Origin of the sequence: Actinosynnema sp. NPDC023658 (assembly GCF_040639995.1) — a bacterium.
GTDB lineage: Bacteria > Actinomycetota > Actinomycetes > Mycobacteriales > Pseudonocardiaceae > Actinosynnema.
Genome location: NZ_JBFAAX010000147.1, coordinates 8,263 through 12,710, shown reverse-complemented (window position 1 = coordinate 12,710; position 4,448 = coordinate 8,263). Strand labels below are relative to the sequence as shown.

Annotated in this window: 4 protein-coding genes; all 4 read right to left on the bottom strand. The window is 69.0% G+C overall.

What is annotated here, in order from left to right:
• Window positions 1-56 precede the first annotated feature (56 nt).
• From AB0G02_RS17740 to AB0G02_RS17725, 4 genes are read right to left on the bottom strand one after another with little or no spacing between them, the layout of a single operon-like run.
• Window positions 57-1,088 (bottom strand): LacI family DNA-binding transcriptional regulator, encoded by a 1,032-nt coding sequence (locus AB0G02_RS17740; RefSeq protein ID WP_360795165.1) that lies wholly within the window; start codon window positions 1,086-1,088, stop codon window positions 57-59.
• On the bottom strand, window positions 1,085-2,485 hold the full coding sequence (locus AB0G02_RS17735) for a GH1 family beta-glucosidase (RefSeq protein WP_360795171.1): 1,401 nt from the start codon (window positions 2,483-2,485) through the stop codon (window positions 1,085-1,087). Before AB0G02_RS17735 ends, AB0G02_RS17740 begins: the two co-directional genes overlap by 4 nt.
• An 11-nt stretch (window positions 2,486-2,496) precedes the next feature.
• Window positions 2,497-3,396, bottom strand: a complete 900-nt coding sequence (locus tag AB0G02_RS17730; protein ID WP_360795162.1) for a carbohydrate ABC transporter permease — start codon at window positions 3,394-3,396, stop codon at window positions 2,497-2,499.
• Window positions 3,396-4,325 (bottom strand): sugar ABC transporter permease, encoded by a 930-nt coding sequence (locus tag AB0G02_RS17725; protein ID WP_360795168.1) that lies wholly within the window; start codon window positions 4,323-4,325, stop codon window positions 3,396-3,398. Before AB0G02_RS17725 ends, AB0G02_RS17730 begins: the two co-directional genes overlap by 1 nt.
• Window positions 4,326-4,448 lie beyond the last annotated feature (123 nt).

The following is a 4,448-nucleotide window of genomic DNA, read 5'->3' as shown; positions in this document are numbered from 1 at the left end:
AACCGCCCGCGACCCGGGCCACCGGCCCGGGTCGCGTCACGTGCGTGGGGGTCGCCTCAGGCGCTCGAACGGGAGACCATCGCGGTCGGCAGGAGCAGGAACGGCGGCAGGTTCTCCTCGCCGGCCAGCTCCGCCATCAGCCGCCACGTCATCGTGCGCCCCAGCTGCTCCACGTCCTGGCGGATCGTGGTCAGCGGCGGCACGGCCGTGGAGGCGATCATCAGGTCGTCGAACCCGACCACGGCCACGTCGTCGGGCACCCGCTTGCCGTGCGCGTGCAGGGTCTGCAACGCGCCCAGCGCCATGATGTCCGCGCCGACGAACACCGCGTCCAGGTCCGGGGCCCGTTTGAGCAGGTCGGCCATGGCGACCGCGCCGCTCTCCGGGGTGAAGTCGCCGTACGCGACGAGGTCGGTCTCGAGCCGTGCCTGGCTCAGCCCGCGCTTCCAGCCCGAGAGTCGGTCCATGCCGACCGCCATGTCCCGGGGACCGGCGATGGTGGCGATCCGCTTGCGGCCCCGCGAGACCAGGTAGCGGGCCGCCTCCATGGCGCCGTTGAAGTTGTCCGAGTCCACATAGGGCACTCCGCCGGCGCCGAGGGGCCTGCCGCCGACGACGGTCGGCAGGCCCGCGTCGGCGAGCGTGCGGGGCAGCGGGTCCTGGCCGTGCAGGCTGATCACCAGCACGCCGTCCACGTGGCCGCCGCAGAGGTAGTTGACCAGGTCCTGCTCGTCGCCCTCCTTGCTCATCATGAGGACGAGCTGGACCCTCTTGCCCGCGAGTTCGGCGTGCACACCGCGGAGCACACCGGCGAAGAACGGGTCGGCCAGCACCCGGCTGCCCTGCTCGGAGACGACGAGCGCGATGCAGTTGGCCCGGCTGCCCGCGAGCGTCCGGGCCGCCTGGTTCGGGCTGTACCCGAGCTTGCCGATGGCCTGGTGCACGGCCTCGCGCGCCCTGGAGCTGACGTACGGCTCGCCGTTGATCACCCGGGAGACGGTCGACTTCGACACCCCTGCTGCACGAGCGACCTCCTCGAGCCGGGTGTTGGGTCGACGCGCCTTGGGTGGATCAACGGCATCGGTCACGGAGCGACCGTCGCCGCGAGAGCGTTGCCACGGGCAACCTGCGAGTACCACATGGCACTCATCTTAGGCGTCCGCACCTGGGTCTCGTAGTCGACATGCACGATCCCGAACCGCTTGGCGTAACCCTCGGCCCACTCGAAGTTGTCCATGAGCGACCACGCGAAGTAACCACGCAGGTCCACACCCGCCTCGATGGCGGCATGGGCCGCCCGGAGGTGCGACTCGATGTAACCGAGGCGCTCGGGGTCGTTGATCGAACCGTCGTCGCTGATCGAGTCCTGGTAGGCCGCGCCGTTCTCGGTGACGTACAGCGGGATGCTGGGGTAGTCCTCGTGCACCCGCTTGAGCACCTTGAACAGGCCGTCCGGCTGCACCTCCCAGTCCATGTCCGTGCGGGGCAGGCCGCGGCTGGGGAACGACACGTGCTCCGCGCCGACCCACGGCGACCCGGTCGGGCGACGGCCGTCCTGCTGCGCCGGGGCCTCGGGCTCCGGCGTGCCGCTGACGAAGTGCTCGGCGTAGTAGTTGACGCCGAGCTGGTCGAGCGGCGCGGAGATGATCTCCAGGTCGTTCTCGCGGATGTGCTTCGAGAAGCCGTACGGCTCCAGGTCCTCCACGATGTCCGCCGGGTACTCGCCCTTGAACAGCGGGTCGAGGAAGATCCGGTTCTGCAGGCCGTCGAGCCGGCGGGCGGCGTCGACGTCGGCCGGGTCGTCCGGGTTCGCCGGGATGATCGGGTACATGTTGAGCGTGATGCCGATCTTGGCGTTCGGCGCCTGGTCCCGGATCACCGAGGTGGCCAGGCCGTGGGCCAGCAGCAGGTGGTGCACGGCCGCGACGGCGGCCTCCGGCTCCTGGCGGCCGGGCGCGTGCACGCCCGCGGCGTAGCTGAGCAGCGACGAGCACCACGGCTCGTTCAGCGTGGTCCAGTTGTCCACCCGGTCGCCCAGGGCGCCGACCACGGACTCGGCGTACTCCGCGAAGCGGTACGCGGTGTCCCGGTTGGCCCAACCGCCCTCGTCCTCCAGGGTCTGCGGGAGGTCCCAGTGGTACAGCGTCAGCCACGGGGTGATGTTGTTCTCGAGCAGCTTGTCGACCAGCCGGGAGTAGAAGTCCAGGCCGGCCTGGTTGACCGGGCCGGCGTCCGGGCGGATGCGCGGCCACGCGGTGGAGAACCGGTAGGCGTGCAGCCCGAGGTCGACCATCAACTGCACGTCCTCGTCCACGCGGTTGTAGTGGTCGGCGGCGGGGTCGCCCGTGTCACCGCCCACCACCGCACCGGGGATCTTGCAGAACGTGTCCCAGATGGACGCGGTGCGACCGTCCGCGGTGGTCGCGCCTTCGATCTGGAACGCCGCTGTCGCGGCGCCCCACACGAATCCCTCGGGAAAGGAAATCGACTCCACAGCTACCCCTTCACAGCACCCTGCATGATCCCGGCGACGATCTGCCGACCGAGTACGAGGAAGACGATCAGAATCGGGACCGTGGCCATGGTGGTCCCGGCGAGCACGAGCGAGTTGTCGACGTAGTAGCCGCTCTGCAACTTCTCCAGGGCGACCTGCATCGTCGGGTTGTCCGCGTTGAGCACGATCAGCGGCCAGAGGAAGTCGTTCCACGACATCATGAACGTGAAGATGCCGAGCATCGCGGCGGCCGGGCGCACCGCGGGCAGGCACACGTGCCAGAAGGTGCGGATCATGCTGCACCCGTCCATGCGGGCCGCCTCGATCAGCTCGTCCGGCACGGCGTCCGCGATGTACTGGCGCATCCAGAACACGCCGAAGGCCGTCACCAGGTTCGGCACGATGACCGCGCCGAGGGTGCCGGACCAGCCGTACTCCGCCATCGCCATGTACAGCGGGATGATGCCGAGCTGCGTGGGCACGGCGAGCGTGGCGACCACGAACACCATCAGCGGTCCGCGACCCTTGAAGCGCAGCTTGGCGAAGGCGAACCCGGCCAGCGTCGACAGCACCACCACGGACAGCGTGACCGTGCCGGAGACGATGACGCTGTTGCCCAGCGCCTTCCAGAACGGGATGGTGTCCAGCACCCGGCCCGCGTTGACGAAGAACTTGCCACCGGGCAGCAGGGGTGCGTCGGAGGTGAAGGTCTGGTCGTCGTGGCTGGCCACCAGGAACGACCAGTAGAACGGGAACGCCGAGCCGAGGATGAACGCGATCAGGATGCCGTAGACGACGAAGCTCGGGCGCCGCTCGGAGAGCGACACCCTCTTCGACGCCCGTCGCTTGGTGGGGCCGGGCCGGGCGGCGGACAGCCCCGTGCGATCGGTGATGGTGGCCATCACGCCTCCCCACTGGACGCGAGCCTGCGGGTGAGCAGGAAGTTGATCCCCGCGATCGCGATGATGATGACGAACAGGACCCAGGCCATCGCCGAGGCGTAGCCGAGGTCCTGGCTCTGGAAGCCGGACTGGTACATGTAGAGCACGACCGTCTGGTACTGGTGGCTCGCACCGCCGTTGGCCCCCGCCGAGGGCGCGAACAGCAGCGGCTCGGTGAAGATCTGCAGGCCACCGATGGTCGAGGTGACGATGACGAAGATCAGGGTGGGGCGCAGCATCGGCAGCGTGATGCTGAGGAACTGGCGCGACCTGCTCGCGCCGTCGACCCAGGCCGCCTCGTAGACGTCGCGAGGGATGGCCTGCATGGCGGCCAGCACGATCAGGGCGTTGTAGCCCGTCCAGCGCCAGTTGACCATGGTCGCGATGGCGACGTGGCTCCACCAGCGGTCGGCCTGCCAGTCGATCCGGTCGAGGCCGAACACCTCGAGGATGTTGTTGACCGTGCCGTACTGCACGCCGAACAGGTCGCCGAAGATGATGGTCAGGGCGACGAGGCTGGCCACGTAGGGCAGCAGCACGCCCATCCGCCAGCCCGTGCGACCGCGCAGGGCGGTGTTGAGCAGCGCGGCCAGCAGCACGGCGATGATGATCTGCGGGATCGTCGAGATCGCGAAGATGCTGAACGTGTTGACCAGCGCGGTCCAGAACTGCGAGTCCGCCAGCAGCGTGGTGTAGTTGTCGATCCCGACGAACGGCTGCTCGTCCGCGCCGAGCTCCCAGTCGAACAGGGAGATGTACGCGGTGTAGAGCAGCGGGAACAGGCCCACCACGGCGAACAGCACGAAGAAGGGGGCGATGTACAGGTACGGCGAGACCTTCACGTCCAGGTGGGTGAGCCGGTAGCGCCAGCTCAGCCCACCCGAACCGATGTCATCGTTGTCGTCGCGCCGCGGCGGGGGGGGGGGGGGGGGCCCCCCCCCCCCCCCCCCCGGGTGTGGGGTGGGTTATTTTTTAGGGGGGTTTTTTGGGGGGCAGACCCGAGTAAGACCGGC